Annotated in this window: 16 protein-coding genes; 4 read left to right on the top strand and 12 right to left on the bottom strand. The window is 61.3% G+C overall.

The window, feature by feature from the left end:
• Positions 1-3: 3 nt before the first annotated feature.
• From ABID12_RS18065 to ABID12_RS18055, 3 genes are all read right to left on the bottom strand, one after another.
• Positions 4-2,658: a family 78 glycoside hydrolase catalytic domain gene (locus tag ABID12_RS18065; protein ID WP_354435512.1), complete on the bottom strand. Its 2,655-nt coding sequence runs from the start codon at positions 2,656-2,658 to the stop codon at positions 4-6.
• 30 nt (positions 2,659-2,688) lie between these two features.
• Entirely contained in the window at positions 2,689-3,360 is a 672-nt protein-coding gene (locus tag ABID12_RS18060; protein WP_354435511.1) for a GntR family transcriptional regulator, read from the bottom strand.
• 62 nt (positions 3,361-3,422) lie between these two features.
• Complete coding sequence (locus ABID12_RS18055) at positions 3,423-4,319, bottom strand: dihydrodipicolinate synthase family protein (RefSeq protein WP_354435510.1); 897 nt, start codon at positions 4,317-4,319, stop codon at positions 3,423-3,425.
• A 157-nt stretch (positions 4,320-4,476) separates the two neighbouring features.
• Between ABID12_RS18055 and ABID12_RS18050 the strand changes: the two genes are divergently transcribed.
• The 3 genes from ABID12_RS18050 to ABID12_RS18040 are packed head-to-tail and all read left to right on the top strand — an operon-like array spanning position 4,477 to position 7,299.
• A complete protein-coding gene (locus tag ABID12_RS18050; protein WP_354435509.1) occupies positions 4,477-5,466 on the top strand; it encodes a sialic acid TRAP transporter substrate-binding protein SiaP in 990 nt (329 codons plus the stop codon).
• Between the two features lie 6 nt (positions 5,467-5,472).
• Positions 5,473-5,979 carry a TRAP transporter small permease gene (locus ABID12_RS18045; protein ID WP_106311937.1) on the top strand — a complete coding sequence of 169 codons (507 nt, stop codon included), beginning with the start codon at positions 5,473-5,475 and terminating at the stop codon, positions 5,977-5,979.
• A 15-nt stretch (positions 5,980-5,994) separates the two neighbouring features.
• On the top strand, positions 5,995-7,299 hold the full coding sequence (locus ABID12_RS18040; protein WP_106311940.1) for a TRAP transporter large permease: 1,305 nt from the start codon (positions 5,995-5,997) through the stop codon (positions 7,297-7,299).
• A gap of 303 nt (positions 7,300-7,602) precedes the next feature.
• Here ABID12_RS18040 and ABID12_RS18035 read toward each other — a convergent pair whose 3' ends face one another.
• Genes ABID12_RS18035 through ABID12_RS18020 form a run of 4 tightly spaced genes read right to left on the bottom strand, consistent with a single transcriptional unit; the run spans position 7,603 to position 10,941 of the window.
• On the bottom strand, positions 7,603-8,031 hold the full coding sequence (locus ABID12_RS18035) for a VOC family protein (RefSeq protein WP_354435508.1): 429 nt from the start codon (positions 8,029-8,031) through the stop codon (positions 7,603-7,605).
• A 16-nt stretch (positions 8,032-8,047) separates the two neighbouring features.
• The gene (locus tag ABID12_RS18030; protein WP_354435507.1) at positions 8,048-8,830 is read right to left on the bottom strand and encodes a FadR/GntR family transcriptional regulator; all 783 of its coding nucleotides are present in this window, start codon (positions 8,828-8,830) and stop codon (positions 8,048-8,050) included.
• An 8-nt stretch (positions 8,831-8,838) separates the two neighbouring features.
• On the bottom strand, positions 8,839-9,912 hold the full coding sequence (locus tag ABID12_RS18025; RefSeq protein ID WP_354435506.1) for a Gfo/Idh/MocA family protein: 1,074 nt from the start codon (positions 9,910-9,912) through the stop codon (positions 8,839-8,841).
• Between the two features lie 9 nt (positions 9,913-9,921).
• Positions 9,922-10,941: a Gfo/Idh/MocA family protein gene (locus ABID12_RS18020; RefSeq protein WP_354435505.1), complete on the bottom strand. Its 1,020-nt coding sequence runs from the start codon at positions 10,939-10,941 to the stop codon at positions 9,922-9,924.
• 543 nt (positions 10,942-11,484) lie between these two features.
• On the opposite strand from ABID12_RS18020, the gene ABID12_RS18015 reads away from it, so the two are divergent.
• Positions 11,485-12,360 (top strand): MurR/RpiR family transcriptional regulator, encoded by an 876-nt coding sequence (locus tag ABID12_RS18015; RefSeq protein ID WP_354435504.1) that lies wholly within the window; start codon positions 11,485-11,487, stop codon positions 12,358-12,360.
• 18 nt (positions 12,361-12,378) lie between these two features.
• Here the strand turns inward: ABID12_RS18015 and ABID12_RS18010 are convergent, their stop codons facing one another.
• The 5 genes from ABID12_RS18010 to ABID12_RS17990 are packed head-to-tail and all read right to left on the bottom strand — an operon-like array spanning position 12,379 to position 16,938.
• Complete coding sequence (locus ABID12_RS18010) at positions 12,379-13,092, bottom strand: aspartate/glutamate racemase family protein (protein WP_354435503.1); 714 nt, start codon at positions 13,090-13,092, stop codon at positions 12,379-12,381.
• A gap of 35 nt (positions 13,093-13,127) precedes the next feature.
• The gene (locus ABID12_RS18005) at positions 13,128-14,021 is read right to left on the bottom strand and encodes an ABC transporter substrate-binding protein (protein WP_354435502.1); all 894 of its coding nucleotides are present in this window, start codon (positions 14,019-14,021) and stop codon (positions 13,128-13,130) included.
• A gap of 30 nt (positions 14,022-14,051) precedes the next feature.
• A complete protein-coding gene (locus tag ABID12_RS18000) occupies positions 14,052-15,200 on the bottom strand; it encodes an ABC transporter ATP-binding protein (protein WP_354435501.1) in 1,149 nt (382 codons plus the stop codon).
• A 5-nt stretch (positions 15,201-15,205) separates the two neighbouring features.
• The gene (locus ABID12_RS17995) at positions 15,206-16,039 is read right to left on the bottom strand and encodes a carbohydrate ABC transporter permease (RefSeq protein ID WP_106311996.1); all 834 of its coding nucleotides are present in this window, start codon (positions 16,037-16,039) and stop codon (positions 15,206-15,208) included.
• The gene (locus tag ABID12_RS17990) at positions 16,039-16,938 is read right to left on the bottom strand and encodes a carbohydrate ABC transporter permease (RefSeq protein ID WP_354435500.1); all 900 of its coding nucleotides are present in this window, start codon (positions 16,936-16,938) and stop codon (positions 16,039-16,041) included. Before ABID12_RS17990 ends, ABID12_RS17995 begins: the two co-directional genes overlap by 1 nt.
• Positions 16,939-16,951: the final 13 nt, after the last annotated feature.

The following is a 16,951-nucleotide window of genomic DNA, read 5'->3' as shown; positions in this document are numbered from 1 at the left end:
TGGTCAGGCAGAAAGCGTGAAGCGAACGCGATGCGTTCCGGGCGCAAGCCGGGTTCGCCTGCCGTCAAGCGGCGCGCCATCGACCACGACATCGCGCACGCCTTCGGGCAGTTCGACATCGGCGCTCACCGAGGGCGGCAGCACCAGCTGCCATTCGCCTTCGTCGCCATTCACGCGCCAGTTGCTCTCGATCACGCCTGTCCGCGCTTCATAACGGGCAGCGACATGGCCAATGCGGCGGTCGAAGACGGGGCGCGCCAGAACCGCGCGATAGCCGGGTTCGGCCTCGTTCCAGTCGATGCCGGCAAGGCGCGACCATATCCACTCGCCCACCGCGCCATAGGCATAGTGGTTGAACGAGTTCATGTTCGGGCTCTGGAAACCGCCCCCCGGCGTCCAGCCATCCCAGCGCTCCCAGATCGTGGTTGCGCCGTGGCGGATCGAAAAGCCCCACGAAGGATAAGTGTCCTTCAGCAGCAGATCAATCGCGCGGGCCGGACCGATGTGGTCGGCCACAACCGGGCAGACATGCCGCACACCGAGAAAACCAGTCTGCAAATGCCAGTCCGCCGCCCCGAAAAGCGCTTCCAGACGGGTGGCGGCCTGTTTGCGCATCGCCTGCGGCAGGATCGCGAAATCGAGCGCCAGCAGATAGGCCGTCTGGGTATCGGAGGTGAGCTTTCCGTCGTTCCAATAGGCCGCGACAAAGGCTTTTCGAAGTTTCCGGCCCAGCGCCTGCCAGCGCCGGCGGTCACGCCCGGTGGCGCCGGCGATCTTTTCCATCAGGTCGGCCAGATGCACCCAGTAGGCGCTTGCGACCAGAAAGGGATCGGTTTTCGGGCCGACATTCAGCCAGTCGCCGTAATTGTTGTTGTTGCGGTTGACGCGCAGGCCATCCGGATTGGCGGCCTCGATATAGTCCATCCATGCCACGAGCCGGTCATAGACCCTGACGAGCAGCGCGCGGTCGCCATAGCGCATGAAATGATGCCAGGCCATGATGACGGGCGCATCGCCCCATCCCGGCGCGCCGGGCTGCGGCGTCAGGCGATAGGGATTGAGTGGCTTGGTCGGCGCGACATCGGGAAACGCCCCTTCGCCCGACTGGCCGTCGATCAGGTCTTCCATCCACTTTGAGAGGAAGGCCTCGACATCCATGTTGTAGCCGGCCGTGCGCCAGAACACCTGCGCATCCGCCGACCAGCCATAGCGCTCGTCGCGCTGCGGGCAGTCGGTCGGCACGGAGAGGAAATTGCCGCGCTGGCCCCAGAGGATGTTCGACAGCAATTGATTGACCAGCGGATGGCCGGTCTCGATTTCGCCGCGCACGGGCGTATCGGTCTGGATCGCGATTGCCGTGAGTTCCGCCGTACTTTCCGCCGCCCCTTCCACGGTCAGCCCCGCATACTGAAAACCCCGGAAGGTAAAGCGCGGTTTGAACACTTCCTCGCCTACGCCTTTGGCGATGTAGATATCCTCGTTGACCGCATAGCGCATATTGTCGAGATAAAGCGCGCCGTCATCCTGCAGGCGTTCGGCAAAGCGCAGCCGGAAGACGGTTCCCGCCGGGGCCTTCACCTTCAGTTCGGCAAAGCCTGCAAGGTTCTGCGAAAAATCGTAGATCCGCATGCCGTCTTTTTCATGCAGGAAACGTCCGGCAAACCGCGCCACCTCGCGGGCAGGCTGCACGCGCTGGGCATCGAGCAGCGGCGCGCCCGGCTCGGGAATGAAGGCTTCGACCGGTTGCCATGTTGACGTATCAAAGCCCGGCCTGTCCCAGCCGTCCATTTCCAGCCGCGCGTCATAGGCCTCGCCCGCCAGAAAATCGCTGTAGAGGATCGGCCCCTGCGCCGTCTGCCAGTTGCCGTCGCTGACAATTCGCTCGATACGGCCGTCGGCATATTCGAGCTGGATCTGGCACTTGAAGGCCGGGCGGCCACCATAATGATTGCCGGCACGGCGCTGGTTGTGGCCGATCCGGCCCGAATACCAGCCCTCCCCGAGGATCGCGCCAATGACGTTTTCACCGCCTTCAATCATCCCGGTCACATCGAATGTCTGATATTCGACGCGGGTGTGATAATCGGTCCAGCCCGGCGCCATCACATGATCGCCGACACGCGCGCCGTTGATCGAGAATTCATAAAGACCGAGTGCCGTCACATAGGCAAATGCGCGCACCGGCTTCTCGCCAAGCCTTACGGCACGGCGCAGATAATCGGCCGGGCGCGCCTGAAAACGGTTGTCGTAGCGATTGCCCTGCGGCACGTCGCGGCCTGCCGGCAGCACGAAATAGCGCGCGATCCATTCCGCCTGCCAGTCTTCCGCCCGAAGCCCGGTGAAAAACCGCACAGGCGGCGCGAAGCCGGTTGTCTCCCCGGCTTCGTCCCAGAGCTGCACCGACCACCAGACCGACAGGTCGGAGGCCGGCGGCGGACCGTCCCAGGCAACACCCGGCCAGCGTTCTTCGCGCCTGCCGCTGTCCCAGAGATCGCCCTTTCCCTTGGCAACACTAAGCGGATCGCTTCCGGCGACAACGCGGAAGGCCCGCTGTTCCCGCGCGTCTCCGCCCAGGCCCCATGAAAACCGCGGCATCTCGCCGTTCAGCCCGGCCGCCTCGTCCAGGGCGGCAACGCGCAGGCGCAAGGGTTTCAGCATCGTCCCGTTCCCGTTGTCTTGTTCAGGATTTCAAAGTTCGAGGGCGCGATTGCGCGCATTGCGCACATGCGCATCCATCGCCTCGACGGCCGCCGCCCGGTCCCGCTTCTGAATCGCATCGATCACCGCCAGATGGTCGCCGAAGGCTTCCGGCAGCACGGTTTCATTGAGCCGGATCCGGTCGAGTTTGATCAGTCGCATGCGGATGGCGTTGATGTTGTAGGCGTTGCGCAAAAGCTCGTTGTCGGTGGCGGAAATCAGCAGGTTGTGGAAGCCGGTATCGATCTCCTGCCCGCGCGCCAGCAGTTCCGGCGTCGGCGCCTTGCGCACAGCTTCGATCATCTCGGCATGCAGCTTGCGCTGGCTTTCCAGAACCGTGTCGGACATTTCCTTCACGGCATGGATCACCGCCTCGCGCTCAAGGGCGGCGCGCATCTGAAAGGTGTTGCGGATCATCGAAAGATCGATTGCCGGGATCAGAATGCCGCGCTGCGGCAGCACGCTGACCAGCCCTTCGGCCTGAAGGCGCGGCAAAAGCTCCCGGAGCGCGCCGATCGACAGGTTCAGCATTTCGACAAGCGCGCGCTGGGAGACCATCTGGCCGGGCCGTAACTGCCCGTTCATCAGCGCTTCCTGAAAGAGGTCGTAGGCCGCATCCTTCACGCCCGCGCCGCCAGCTTCGGCTGCACCTTGTTTTGCCACGGTTCATCTCTCCCTCTTTCGGCCCGGACAGCACCATGGCGCTGCCCCTGCCGTCAACCCGTTCAGCCGGCGACCGGCTCATGCCCGATTGCCGCATGCACCTTCTCCATATCGGCATCGCTCGCCGGAGAAAGCGGCGGCAGCGTGCGCCTGAAAGCGTCATCATGGTGCTTTTCGGCAACCAGCGCCTTCAAAACCACCGTACCGCCATAGCCGTCAACAGCCTCGATCCGTGCCTTGGCCCGGGCCCTCAGCGCATCCGTGACCGGTCCGGTATAAAGCTGAACTGTATCAGCGGGATAAGGATTTGTCATACCGCCGATCATACCAGCGCCGCCGGCGGCCACCATATCCGGCAATATCCGGTCATCACCGGTAAAGATCGACAGTTGCGGGAAGGCTCCGATCAGCTTCAGCCCGTCGGCAAGATTGCCGGTGGAATCCTTGATGCCGATGATTCGCTTGCCGAACCGTTCCAGCATCACCTCCACCTGCGGAACATCGAATGTGACGCCGGAAAAATGCGGAAAGTTATAAAGAACGATCTCGATATCCGGCGACCCGGCGCGCTCGATCATCGCCTCGTAGAAATCAGCGACAGCCGCGCGCGAGGATGGCGCATAATAATAGGGCGGAATCACCAGAGCCGCGCGCGCACCGACCTGGGTGATCGCGGCCAGCATGTCCGCGGCCTCGTCCAGCGCGGAAGCGACCACGCCCGGGATATGGCGCTTCATGTCCATGCCGGTCCCGGCAAGCGCCCTCAAGGCCGCGGCTTTCTGGCGGGTCGAGAGCGAAGCGCCCTCACCCGTCGTGCCGAATTCCGAAACGAAGGAACAGCCCTCCGCCAGCACGAATTCCATGTGCGACTTGAGGCGCTGAACATCGATTTCACCGGCAGCCGTCACCGGTGTCACGCACGCCCCGACAACACCTCTCAGATCACTTTCCGCCAGCATGATGTTCCTTTCCCGCGTATTGATACGATGTTTTATCCTATAACTGATACAATCAGTATTTACATCAGTGATCGAAACCCGTAAAGTCTATTTTGCCCGCCGGGACATTTTGCTAAATGAGGGGCCCGGCTGACCTGACGTTTAGGGAGGAATGATTTTGAAGAAGTCACTTATCGCCAAGGCGCTCCTGTGCTCGGTGTTCATCGCAACGCCCGCTCTGGCCCAGGATCCGATCGAGTTCAAAATGACCGTGCCGAGCGTGCCGACCGACCTGCACACCAAGGCGCTGCACGTTTTTGCCGAAGAAATCGAAAAGGAAATGCCCGGCGCGTTCGACGTACAGATCTATGATTCGGGCTCGCTGTTCGGCCAGGGGGCCGACCTTGACGCCCTGCAGCGCGGCAATGCCGAAATGACCTATGTGTCCTATCAGCTGATCGCCGACGCCCTGCCGCAATACGGTCTTCTGACCGCCGGCTACCTGTTCCAGAGCCCGGAACACTATCGCGCCTTCCTCGACAGCGATATTGGCGAAGAATTCAAGCAGACCGTCTCCGACGAGATGGACATCCAGCTGCTCGACGCCTGCTATCTCGGCACCCGCCAGCTCAACCTGCGCAACGAGATGGACATCCAGACCCCGGATGATCTGGCCGGCGTCAAGCTGCGCATGCCAAGCTCGGATGCATGGCTGTTCCTCGGTCAGGCGCTTGGCGCCAATCCGACGCCGCTGCCCTTTGGCGAGGTCTATCTCGGCCTGCAGACCGGCACGATCGATGCCCAGGACAACCCGCTGCCGACCGTCGAGGCCGCCAAGTTCTACGAAGTCACCGACCAGATCACGTTGACCTCGCACCTTGTCGACGCCATCAACTTCTCCGTCTCCAACATCTTCTGGGAAGAGCTGGACGACGCGCAGAAAGAAGCCGTCACCAAGGCCGCCAAGGCTGCCTGCGACTGGAACAATGCCGAACGCGTGAAGGTCGAACAGGACCTCGTCGCCTTCTTCGAGGGCGAGGGTCTGGCCGTCACCACGCCGGATGTCGATGCATTCCGCGCCCATGTTCAGGAGGCCTACATGAATTCGCCGCGCGCGGCGGACTGGCCCGAGGGCTGGGTCGAAAAAATCAACCAACTCGCCGAGTGATCCGCCATGCCGGCCCGAGACAATGCCAATGCCCTGCGCAAGTGGGGCATTTTTCTAAAGGCGGTCGCGGATACGATCGGCGCCCTGTTCTTTCTGTCGGCCTTTGTCGGCTTCATCATCCAGATCTTCTACCGCTACGTGATGAACCGGCCGCTGTTGTGGACCGAGGAATTCACCATGATCGCCTTCGTCTGGGCGGTCTTCTGGGCCGCCGCCTTCTGCGTGCCGATCCGCGAGCATGTCTCCTTCGATGTCGTCTATGACATCGTTCCGGAGCGCACGCGCCGGCTTTTCACCATGTTTTCGATGGTGATGCTGATTGCCGCCTTTGCCCTGCTGATCCCGTATACCTGGGACTATCTCGACTTTCTGACACGCAAGAAGAGCTCGGTTCTGCGCATCCCAATGAACTGGGTCTATGGCTGCTACCTGCTCTTCCTGTTCGGCTTCACCGTCCAGGCGATCTGGCGGCTCGTGCGTCTTTTCGGGCCCAAATGGACCGAAGAGATCTGACGGGGGACTTTTGACATGGCATTTCTTTCCGAGCATGCGCTGATCGTCATGCTGGTCATCATGGTGACGATCACCATCACCGGGCTGCCCTTCGGCATCTCGATGATCGTCGCCAGCATCTTCTATCTGTTCCTGGCCGGCCGCGATGTGGGGCTTGCCGCCGAAAATGTGCTGAACGGCGTTTTCGGCAATTTCGTCGCGCTCGCCGTGCCGCTGTTCATCTTCGCCGCCAATGTGATGAACGAGGGCAAGATATCCGACAGGCTGCTCGATTTTGCGCTCGCCGTGGTCGGCCGGCTTCCCGGCGGTCTGGCACAGGTCAACATCTTCACCAGCCTGATCTTTTCCGGCATGAGCGGCTCGGCGATTTCCGATGCCGCAGGTGTGGGCAAGATCATCACCGAAATGATGATGAAGGAAAACCGTTATCCGCGCGGTTTTGCCGGTGCGCTGACCGCAGCGTCCGCCGTTGTCGGGCCGATTTTTCCGCCGTCGATCCCGATGGTGTTTTATGCGCTGATCTCATCGACGTCTGTCGGCGTGCTGTTTCTCGGCGGCGTCGTGCCGGCAATTCTGATGTGCACGGTGATGGCGATCGCCGTCGGCATCATGGCCAAGGTCCGCGGCTTCCCGATCGAACAGGCCGTGCCCTTCCGCGCCCTGCCGCTGATCATCATCCGCGCCTTTCCCGCATTGCTGATGCCGATCATCCTGCTCGGCGGCATCTATTCGGGTATTTTCACGCCCACCGAAGCGGCTGCCGTTTCGGCACTCTATGCCCTGCTGCTGGCCGTCTTCGCGTACCGGGTGCTCGGTCTGAAATCCTTCTGGAACGTGGTCGTTTCCAGCATGAAGACCACCGCCGTGGTCACCATGGTGCTGTGCGGCGCCTTCATCTTCAATTATGTGATCACCGTCGAGCGCGTTCCCCAGGCCGTATTCCACCTGTTCGAGAGCTTCCAGCTGGAAACCTGGCAGTTCCTGATCCTGCTCAACATCCTGTACCTGCTGCTCGGCTGCATCCTCGATGTCTCGACGATCATGCTGGTGGTAACCCCGCTGTTCATCCCGACGGCGGCAGCACTGGGCATCGACCTCAACCATCTCGGCGTGGTCCTCGTCTTCAACATGATGATCGGCCTGATCACCCCGCCCTACGGGATATTGCTGTTCATCATCAAGGCGCTGAACGGGATACCCCTGGCGGAAATGATCCGGGAAACATGGTTCTTCATGGCCATCCTGATCACCATGCTGCTGGCGCTGACCTTCATCCCGGGCCTGACATTGTGGCTGCCGCGCGCAGCGGGCATGCTCTGAGAGCACGCAGAAAAAAAGCAGCCGGTCCCGAGACAGACCGGCTGTCAGATTATTGGCCCGCCTTCCCCCGCTCCGCGTCGTCCTCGGGCTTGACCCGAGGATCCAGGCAGTATGGCGTATGGCTTCGGAAAATTACGCGAACTCAATGCCTTGATCGAAATGGATGCTCGGATCAGGTCCGAGCATGACACCTGTGGGACGGTCGACTGCAACACGAATTCCCGTGTCTCTCGCCCCGCCGGCAGTCTGGCACCCGGACCAGAAACAGACCGGCCGCTTCGCATTCACCAGAGCAGAAATGCCTCAGCGCTCCACCAGCTCGATCAGAATGCCATCGGGGTCGCGGCAGAAGGCCACTTTATTGATGATATCCCGGTTATAGGCCTGGCGCGGAGCCTCGACCATTTCCACACCCGCCGCTTCCAGCCTGCGGTAAAGTGTTTCGACATCATCGAAGCAGAAGGTCAGGTGGCGCAGGCCGGCGCGGCCGGCGGCAACGTCTTCCGCCTGAAGCGCGCCTGTGGCCGGCCCCATGATCTCCAGCATGGCATTGCCTGCATCGAGGAAGCAGAGCTGGTGGCCGGCCGGCCGCCGGTCGACCGGTTCCCCATCGGACCGCTCGTCGCCCGACCGGCGCACGACCAGCTTCAGGCCCAGCAGATCGACATAGAAATTCAGGCTCTTGTCGATATTGCTGACGGTCATGCCGACATGTTCGAAGCCCTTCAACATGGATTCCAGAACCTCCTCATTCGTCCGTTTCGCCGGATGAGAACTGCCCGAGTTCATCGGCCTTCAAGAGCTCATCCTTGACGTTGTTGATATGGCGCGCCATGGCGTCGCGCGCTGCTTCGCTGTTTCGCATTTTCAGCGCCGCAACGATGGCGTAGTGATCGCCGATCCACAGCGCCCGCAGGCGCGGTGCATGAATATAGCGATGAACCCGCTGCCACATGCGCGAGGAATCCCGCTGGTCCCACAACGCCTGCACCATCGACAGAATAATGGCGTTGCCGGTCATGTTGGCGATGGAGAGATGAAACTCCCGATCCCCCTTCTCGTTGACGGCCACTTCGTCGGTTTCGAGCTGCATGCGCTCGATACACTCTTCCAGCTCCATGATATCGTAGCGCGTGGCGCGCTCGGCCGCGAATGCTGCGGCACTCGTTTCCAGTGCAAGCCGCGCCTCCAGCAGCTCGAAAGGCCCCGGACCGATATCGGTGTTGAGCGCATCGAAGGAGAGCGCGTTGACATGCGCCGGCAGCACGATGATGCCCGCGCGCCCGCGCACCTCGACAATGCCGCGCATTTCAAGCGCGATGACGGCCTCGCGCACGACCGTGCGGCTGACTTCAAGCTGCTCGGCAAGCTCCCGTTCGGACGGCAGGTGCCAGTCCGGCGTCGCCTGGTTTTCCTCGATCATCCGGGCGATCCGGCGTGCAACGACCTGATAGAGCCGTTTGGCGGCCAGCAGGCGCACCTTGCGGCCATCGCCTGTCCTTTCCTCCCCATCCTTTCGGTCTTCCTGCACGGCGTTCGCTATCCCTGTTGTGGCAGCCACGAGCCATAGAGCGGGTGGTCCGCGGTGATCGGCATCGGCGTGGCACGGCCGGTGCGATCGGAGTGGTAGGCCGCCGTTACCAATTCCAGCGAATTGCGGGCATCGTCAAGCGTGACGGGCGGTTCGCCGCCTTCGACGAGCGCATGATAAAACAGTTCGAACTGGCGGGTATAGCCATCCTCGGTCTTCGGCATTTCGGCAAGCGCCGCCTCCACCAGCCTCTGCTGGGCCTCGTCCGCGGCCGTAAACCGCCAGGGGTCACGGGCCACGGTATACGGCTCAAGAATGCTTTCCACCGTCACCTTCTCGAAGCAGAAGCGCAGGCGGGAAATCTCCTCATGCGAATTGAGTGTCATGGAGAGTGCAGCCAGCGAACCGTTCTTCATCCGAACCGCCAGCGCCATCGTATCCTCGGTCTCGATCGGATTGTTGAGCGTGGCACCATAGGCAAAGACCTCATCGCAGGGGCCATGAATGTAGTTCAGCATGTCATGGGCGTGAATGGCATGGCCCAGCAAACCGCCGCCAAGCTCGGTCTTCCACTTGCCGCGCCATTCGACGGCAAAATATTCAGGCGGCCGCCACCAATGCGTCTCGATCGTGGTCAGGAAGGCACGGCCCGTCAGACCAAGTTCGACAAGGCGCTTCAGTTTCTGCAGCCCCGCGCCATAGCGATACTGAAAGATCGGCATGATGGTCTTGCCCGTTGCCCTGGCGACATCGCTGATCGCATCGATATCGGCGACCGAGCCGAACAGCGGCTTTTCGCAGATCACATGCTTTCCGGCCTCAAGCGCCCGCCGGCTCAGCTCGAAATGGCTGTGCGGCGGGGTGCAGATATCGATGATGTCGATATCGTCGCGGGCAAACAGCGTGTCCACATCCTGCGTGTATTCCGGTATGCCGAATTCATTGCACAGCTTGCGCCCGCGGTCCTCATCCAGTGAGCACAGCACGGGCACATCGAAAAGCTCTGCATTCCATCTGAATCCTGTCAGGTGCCGCTCGGCAATGCCGGCACCAATGACGGCGACACGAAATTTCCTGGTCATGATCGCCCCCTACCCTGCCCGGCGCGGGGAAATGTTCTCGGCCTTCGCCTGCGCTGCAAGCGACAGCCGGCAAACCTCGAAAACATGATCCTGGCTCATCGCGGTTTCGGTGCGATCACGCACATCGGCAATAAATTGGCCAAAATATTCAATCGGCTCAGCCGAGCAGTCGATATATTCGACGCCCGTCTGATTGACGAGGAACAGATGATCCTTGCCCGGTTTGCCCGCAATATCGATATATTTGCGCAGTTCGATATAGCCATCGGTTCCCAGTATGGTCAGCCGGCCGTCTCCCCATGTCGGCAGGCCTTCGGGCGTGAACCAGTCGACACGGATATAGCCGGAAGCATGATCGCTGCGCAGCAGCACTTCACCGAAATCCTGAAACGCCGCGTGCTGTTCGGTCCCGAAATTGCCGATGCTCGATGCGGTGACTTCGCCCGTCGCAGAACCGGTAAAAAACAGGAACTGGTCGATCTGGTGAGAGGCGATATCGACGATGATGCCGCCAAAGCGCTCCGGCTTGAAGAACCAGTCCGGGCGCTTGTCGAACTGTTTGCGATGCGGCCCCATGCCGAGCGTCTGCACCACCGTGCCGATGGCGCCCTCACGCACCAGCTTGCCGGCCTTGACGGCGGAGCGCACGCACAGACGTTCGGAAAAGCAGATCGAGAAAATCCGCCCGGTGCTTTCGACCGTGGCCTTTACGGCGGCAAGCTGCTCCGGCGTGGTTACACCAGGCTTGTCGACCATCACATCCTTGCCCGCTTCCATGGCGCGGATCGCAAGATCGGCCCGGTCGGCGGGGATGGCCGCGATGCAGATGACGTCGATATCGGGATCGGCAAAAATCGCATCCCGGTCGATTACCGGAATGTCCGGATATGTCTCCCTGAAACCATCGACAAGAGCCGGAACGGAAGTCTTGTCACAATAGCCGACGAACTCTCCTCCGGCGGCAAGCAATCCCTTGACCTGATCGAAAATATGCCCGTGGTCGATCCCCACGACAGCAAATCGCAGCATTTGACGTATCCTCCGCTATGCCCAAACCGCCACGCAGCCGACCGCACAAACCGGCCGGCAACTGCAGCAGCACCTCCACTTTGGACAGACCAGATATAATTGCGGCGATTTTGTCAAGACAGATACTGTCGTGTGAAAGGTCCAAAATGGCGCATATTATAGCCAATTTTAGATAATGAACGCGAACTTAAAGTTTCGAGGAGATCAGCAACTTTTCTTTTGGTCTAACCAATCAATGCAAGGGAAAGAGCCGTGACGGAACTGAGCGATGACAGGCACGGCGTCGAACAAACACCGCCCCGAAATTCGAACAGGCATCGTTCGGAGGGCGGCTAAACAGAACCTGAGCATCCTTTGTGCGGGCACGCGCTTCCTCGCCTTCCTCTGCAAAGATCAGAGAGACAGTTAGACCAGGCATGCCTTGCCGGCACCAACAGGAACGCATACACTCCAGGCTTGCCCGCTACCGATACGACTGACTGCGGCAGTCATCCGACAAACGGCATTGCCGTGCGTTCATCCGCAATCCCGAATGACAGACACATGCCAAAACGCTCTCTCGAAGCCCGAATCTATGCAATTTACGAGACCCTGACGCCGGCGGAAAAACGGCTTGCGGAGGTTCTGCTGCAATTCCAGATGGACCTGCCGAGCTATACGGCGGGCGAACTGGCGGAAAAAGCGCATGTTTCGAAAGCAACCGCCGCCCGCCTGATCCGCACACTTGGTTACAAGACCTATCCCGATGCCAAGCGGCAGATCCGTGAAGACCAGCACTGGGGATCGCCCCGCGCCGGACTGGCCGATGCCAACGAACCGGCACCTGCCAAACTATCGATCGCGACGACGATGCAGATGGATCTGAACAATATCCGCGCCACGGCGGAAGGATTGCCGGAAAAGACGCTTGAGGAAGCGAGCAAGGCGATCATTGCGGCAAAGCGGGTCTGGATCATGGGGCTGCGCAGCGGCTATGGGCTGGCGCATCAGGCAGCACATTATCTGACGCTGATGAAAAGCGATGTGCATGTCATTCCGACCGGCGGCGCCAGCTATTCCCATGAGATTGCATCGATTACCAAAGGCGATGTTCTTCTGGTGATTGCCTTTCGCAGGCGTCCGCGCCTGTTGCCGACAATCCTGAAAGAGGCCCGCGCCGCCGGCGCGGTCACGATCCTGATCACCGATCTCAGCGCGGCCGAGAGCGCCAAGGCGGCCGAACATGTGCTGCGCTGCCATTGTCAGTCGCCCTCGCCGTTCAACTCCTTCGTCGCGGCGCTCACCATCATCAACTATCTGGCCTGGAGCGTGGCGACGGGCATGGGCGATGACAGCCTCAAGCGCTACGAGCGTATCGACTGGCTGGTGAAACGGCTGGACGATGTTTCAACACCACAGACCAAGGGCGGCCCCGTCTGAGGCTTCCGCCCTGCGGTTTTATTCCGCGGCCAGAAGCTGTGTCCGCGTCGGCGGCGACCAAACGCCTGTCTTCGCGGTGAGCAGGCCGCACCGCACCAGCGTCTCGGCCAGACCGACGGCGGCAGAAACGCCATCGACGACGGGAATGCCATGGCGCGCCTGAAGATCGCGGGCAAAGCCCGCCATGCCGGCGCAGCCGAGCGCAACACCTTCCGCGCCGGCCGCGATGCCCTTTTCGATGAAGGCCGAGATGGTCTCGAATGCTCCGCTTTTCGGGTCTTCTAGAGCCAGAACCGGAATGTCCGAGGCAAAGACCTTGCGGCAGCGCCGGTCAAAACCATAGCGCAGGATATTGTCCTCGATCACCGGCGCCGAACGCGACAGCGTCGTCACTACGCAGAAGCTGTGGGCAAGCAGCGTGACGGCGTGGAAGGACGCCTCGCCGATGCCGACCACCGGCCGCGTGGCAACAGCGCGCGCGGCATCGAGGCCGGTATCGTCGAAACAGGCAATCACATGCGCATCCGCCCCTTCGGCTTCCGCCGCGACAATCGCCTTCAAAAGCCCCGGCACGGCCAGCGCGCCGTCGAAAGGTCCCTCGATGGCATCCGGGCCGCACAGCGACTGGCGTCCCAGTATCTCCGTATCGCTGCCGGCAACGGCTTGCGCCGCACCGGCAATGCGGGCCGTCATGGATGGCGTCGTGTTGGGGTTGATGACTGCGATACGCATCGTCTTGTGCTCTTTTGCGGTGGAAGGGGCGTTTTTCAGAAGATGGTCGGGCGGCTGTCGATCAGCGTGTCATAGACAATCGGGATCTCGGTGAGGTGGCCGTCACAGATACCGCCCTGCCAGCGGGCATAGGCATCGGCGTCAATGCGCGGCGTCGTCCACATGCCGTTGGCGCGGTAGATATCGGTCAGTTTCACCAGGAGATCGGGGGCAAATTTCGGGAAGGTTTCGGCGAGGAAATCGTGATACCCTTCCGCCTCGCGGGCAAGAATCCAGTCCATGCCGCGCTTCAGCGCCCGGGCGAAGCGGGTATGGGTCTCCAGCAGCGCATTATCTGCCTCGCCTTCGGTATAGTAGACGCTCCAGGGGATATTGCCGCCGGTTATCGACAGCGGCTGCACGACATGGCCGCCGCCGGCCTCCTCGAGCGTCACCGCAGAGGGGTAGTCGATGACGAGGTAATCGCCCATGCCGCCGACGAACAGGTCGGTCAGCATCTTGCCGTCAAGGTCCTGCACGAAGCCGACCGTGGCCGGGTCGATGCCCTTTTCGCGCAGCATCATCTTGATGAACAGGCCGACACTGGCGCCGTTGCTGCCCTTCATCGCGATCACCTTCCCGGCCAGCGCGCCCCAGGCGAAATCTTCCGGCCGTTCGCGGCCGATGATCGCCAGAGGCGCGCGCGCGGCAACCTGCGCAAAGGGGACATAGCGCTTGCCGCGACCGTGGAACATGGAGGGCACCCAGATGCCGCCAAGTGCGGCCTGCGCCTTGCCGGAACCGATATCGTCGAGAACCCGGTCCCAGGGCGACGGCACCTCGGCGGTGACATTCAGCCCTTCATCGGCAAAGAAACCCTGCCATACGGCGACATATTCGGGCAGGTAGTTGAGGCTGTGCCCGGTGGCGGTAATGTGAAAATTCTGCATCGTCTTCTCTTTGTTATTTCATGCGCCGAGTTATTTCAGGCGCTGGCCGTTTTCGACATCGAACAGAAGGACGTCGTCAGCGTCGTAATCCAGTGAGCACGACTGGCCGATTTCCATGCGCAGGTGGCCGGAGACGCGCACGAACACCAGCCCGGTTTCCAGCAGGCGGCCGTCGTCTTCCTCATCACCGGTCATCAGCCGGCAACCGATCACGGTTTCGGCGCCAAGGCGTTCGACCACCGAGACAGGGGCCGGAAGCCGGCCCTCGCCGGGGCCAAGCAGCGACAGTTTTTCCGGGCGGATGCCGAAGGTGACTTCCCGCCGCTTCGGCAGCGGGGCGGGAAGGTCGGCGACAAGCTTTCCCGACAGTTTCAGCGTGTCGTCACGGATCGATGCCGGGATAAGGTTCATCGGCGGCGAGCCGACGAACTGGGCAACGAAGGTGTTGGCCGGCTGGTCGTAGATCTCGTCCGGCGTTCCGACCTGCTGCACCACGCCCTTGTTCATGATGATGATGCGGCTTGCCATGGTCATCGCCTCGACCTGGTCATGCGTCACATAGACGAATGTCTTGCCGACCTTGTGATGCAGGGCGGAAATCTCGGACCGCATCTGGGTGCGCAGCTTGGCATCGAGGTTGGAAAGCGGCTCATCGAGAAGATAGAGCGAGGGATTGCGCACCAGCGCACGCGCCAGCGCCACACGCTGACGCTGGCCGCCGGAAAGGCTCGCCGGCCTGCGGTCGAGCAGCGGTTCCAGCTCAAGCTGGCGGGCAATCTTCAAGGTCCGCTCCGCGATATCGGCGCGCTTCATCAACCGCGCGCGGGCGATCATGTTGACGACCGGCAGATGATACCATTTGCGGAAGGCATCCATGATCAGCGGAAAGGCGATATTCTCGCGCACGGTGGCATGCGGGTAGAGCGCATAGGTCTGGAACACGAAGGCGACGCCACGCTTCTTCGGCTGCCAGTCATTGGCAACCTCGCCGTTAAACAGCAGGTCGCCGGAGGAGATATCGCTGAGGCCGGCGATCATCCGCAACAGCGTGGACTTGCCGCAGCCGGAAGGGCCGAGAAGAACCAGAAACTCGCCGTCATGAATTTCGGCATCGAAGGTCTTGATAACGGTGTTGTCGCCAAATGTCTTGGAAACGTTCCTGAAGGTCAAAGCGGGCATGAGCGTTATCCCTTGACGGCGCCGGAGGTGAGACCGGCCACGATTTTACGCTGGATAAGGAGGAAGAAGACGATGGCCGGAATGCTGAACACCAGCGCTGCGCCCATGACGGCGGACATCGGGGTTTCATACTGCCCGACGAAGGAGGCAAGGCCGACGCTCGCCGTCCACTTGTCGCGGTCCATGAGGAAGGTGGAGGCGAACAGGAACTCGTTCCAGCCGGCAAAGAAGGACACGACGGCGGCTGCGGCCATGCTGGGCATGATCAGCGGCAGGATGATCATCGTCAGAATGCTGAAGCGCGGGCAATTGTCGATGATCGCCGATTCCTCGATTTCGTAAGGAACCGCATCCATCGCGCCCTTGAGCACGAAACAGGCGACCGGCAGCGAAAAACCGACATTGGCGAGAACCAGACCCGCAAGGCTGTTCAACAGGCCGAAGGTGATGAACATCGCATAGAGCGGCACCAGAATAAGCGCCTCGGGCACGACCTGGGTGACGAACAGGAGGAAGCCGACCAGCCCCTTGCCGTGAAAGCGGAAGCGGCTCAGCGCATAGCCCGCCAGCGAGCCGAGCGTCAGACTGAGCACCGTGCCGCCGGCAGCAACCAGAAGCGTGTTGAACAGCCACAGCCCAATCGGAACCTGATTGAGATCGTTGAAAAGCTGCGGGAAATGGCGCAGCTGCAGCCAGATCACCTGACCGGAGCCGTAAAGTTCGGAATTTTCCGACAGCGCCGTGGCGGCCATCCAGTAGACCGGGAATCCGGCCAGCACGACGAGAACGCCGATCAGCAGGTAGCGCAAAAGCCGGAGCGTGAGTTTTTTCGTCGTCATCAGCGCGACATCCACTTCATGCGGCGTTGTTCGAAAAAGTAATGGATCCCGGCAATCGCCAGCGCCAGAACCAGGCCGACCGCGCCATAGGCGCTTGCAAGACCAAGCTGCTGGTTCTCGAAGGCAACCTGCTTGATCTTGACCACCAACGTGCTGGTGGAGCCGACCGGTCCACCGCCGGTGAGCAGGTAAATGATATCGAAACGGCGGATCGACCAGACGCAGACCAGAAGCGCTGCCAGCTGAATGGCAGGCCGGATATGCGGCAGGGAGACCATGCGGAAGCTGCTCAGCCCGTCGGCGCCGTCGATTGCCGCGGCCTCGCGCACCTCGCCGGGAACCGACTGAAGCGCGGCCAACACGACCAGCATGACAAACGGCGCCACCTGCCAGACCGTCACCGCCAGAACAGAGGCAAGCGCAAGATCGGTGCTGGTGAGCCACGCGAACCGGCCAAGACCGAGCGTTTCGGTGATCCGATTGAAGATGCCCGAACGGTCGTTATACATCCACAGCCAGATCAGCGAGGCGGCGACATTCGGCACGGCCCAGCCGAACAGGAGAATGCCGCGGGCAATGGCCCGCCCCCTGAACGGCCGGTCGATTGCCAGCGCGGAAATCACGCCCAGCGACACGCCGAAGATGACAGCCAGAGCCGCATAGATCAGCGTGACGCGGATCGACTGGAAAAACGACGGATCGCCGAGAAGCCGCTCGTAGTTACCAAGGCCGATGAACCGGCCGTGGTTGGGATTGATGATCCGCGTTTTGGTGAGGCTCATATACATCTGCCGCGCCAGCGGCCAGAACATGAACACCACCAGATAGATCATGGGCGGAAGAATGAAGCCGTAGGCAGTCAGGCGGGTTATGCTTTTTTTCAGTTTCGGGCCTGTCATGGCCATTCCTCCG

Source organism: Martelella mangrovi (assembly GCF_040545495.1).
Taxonomy (GTDB): domain Bacteria; phylum Pseudomonadota; class Alphaproteobacteria; order Rhizobiales; family Rhizobiaceae; genus Martelella; species Martelella mangrovi.
Note: the sequence above shows the minus strand (reverse complement) of the source record. Positions and strands in the feature narration are given on the sequence as shown.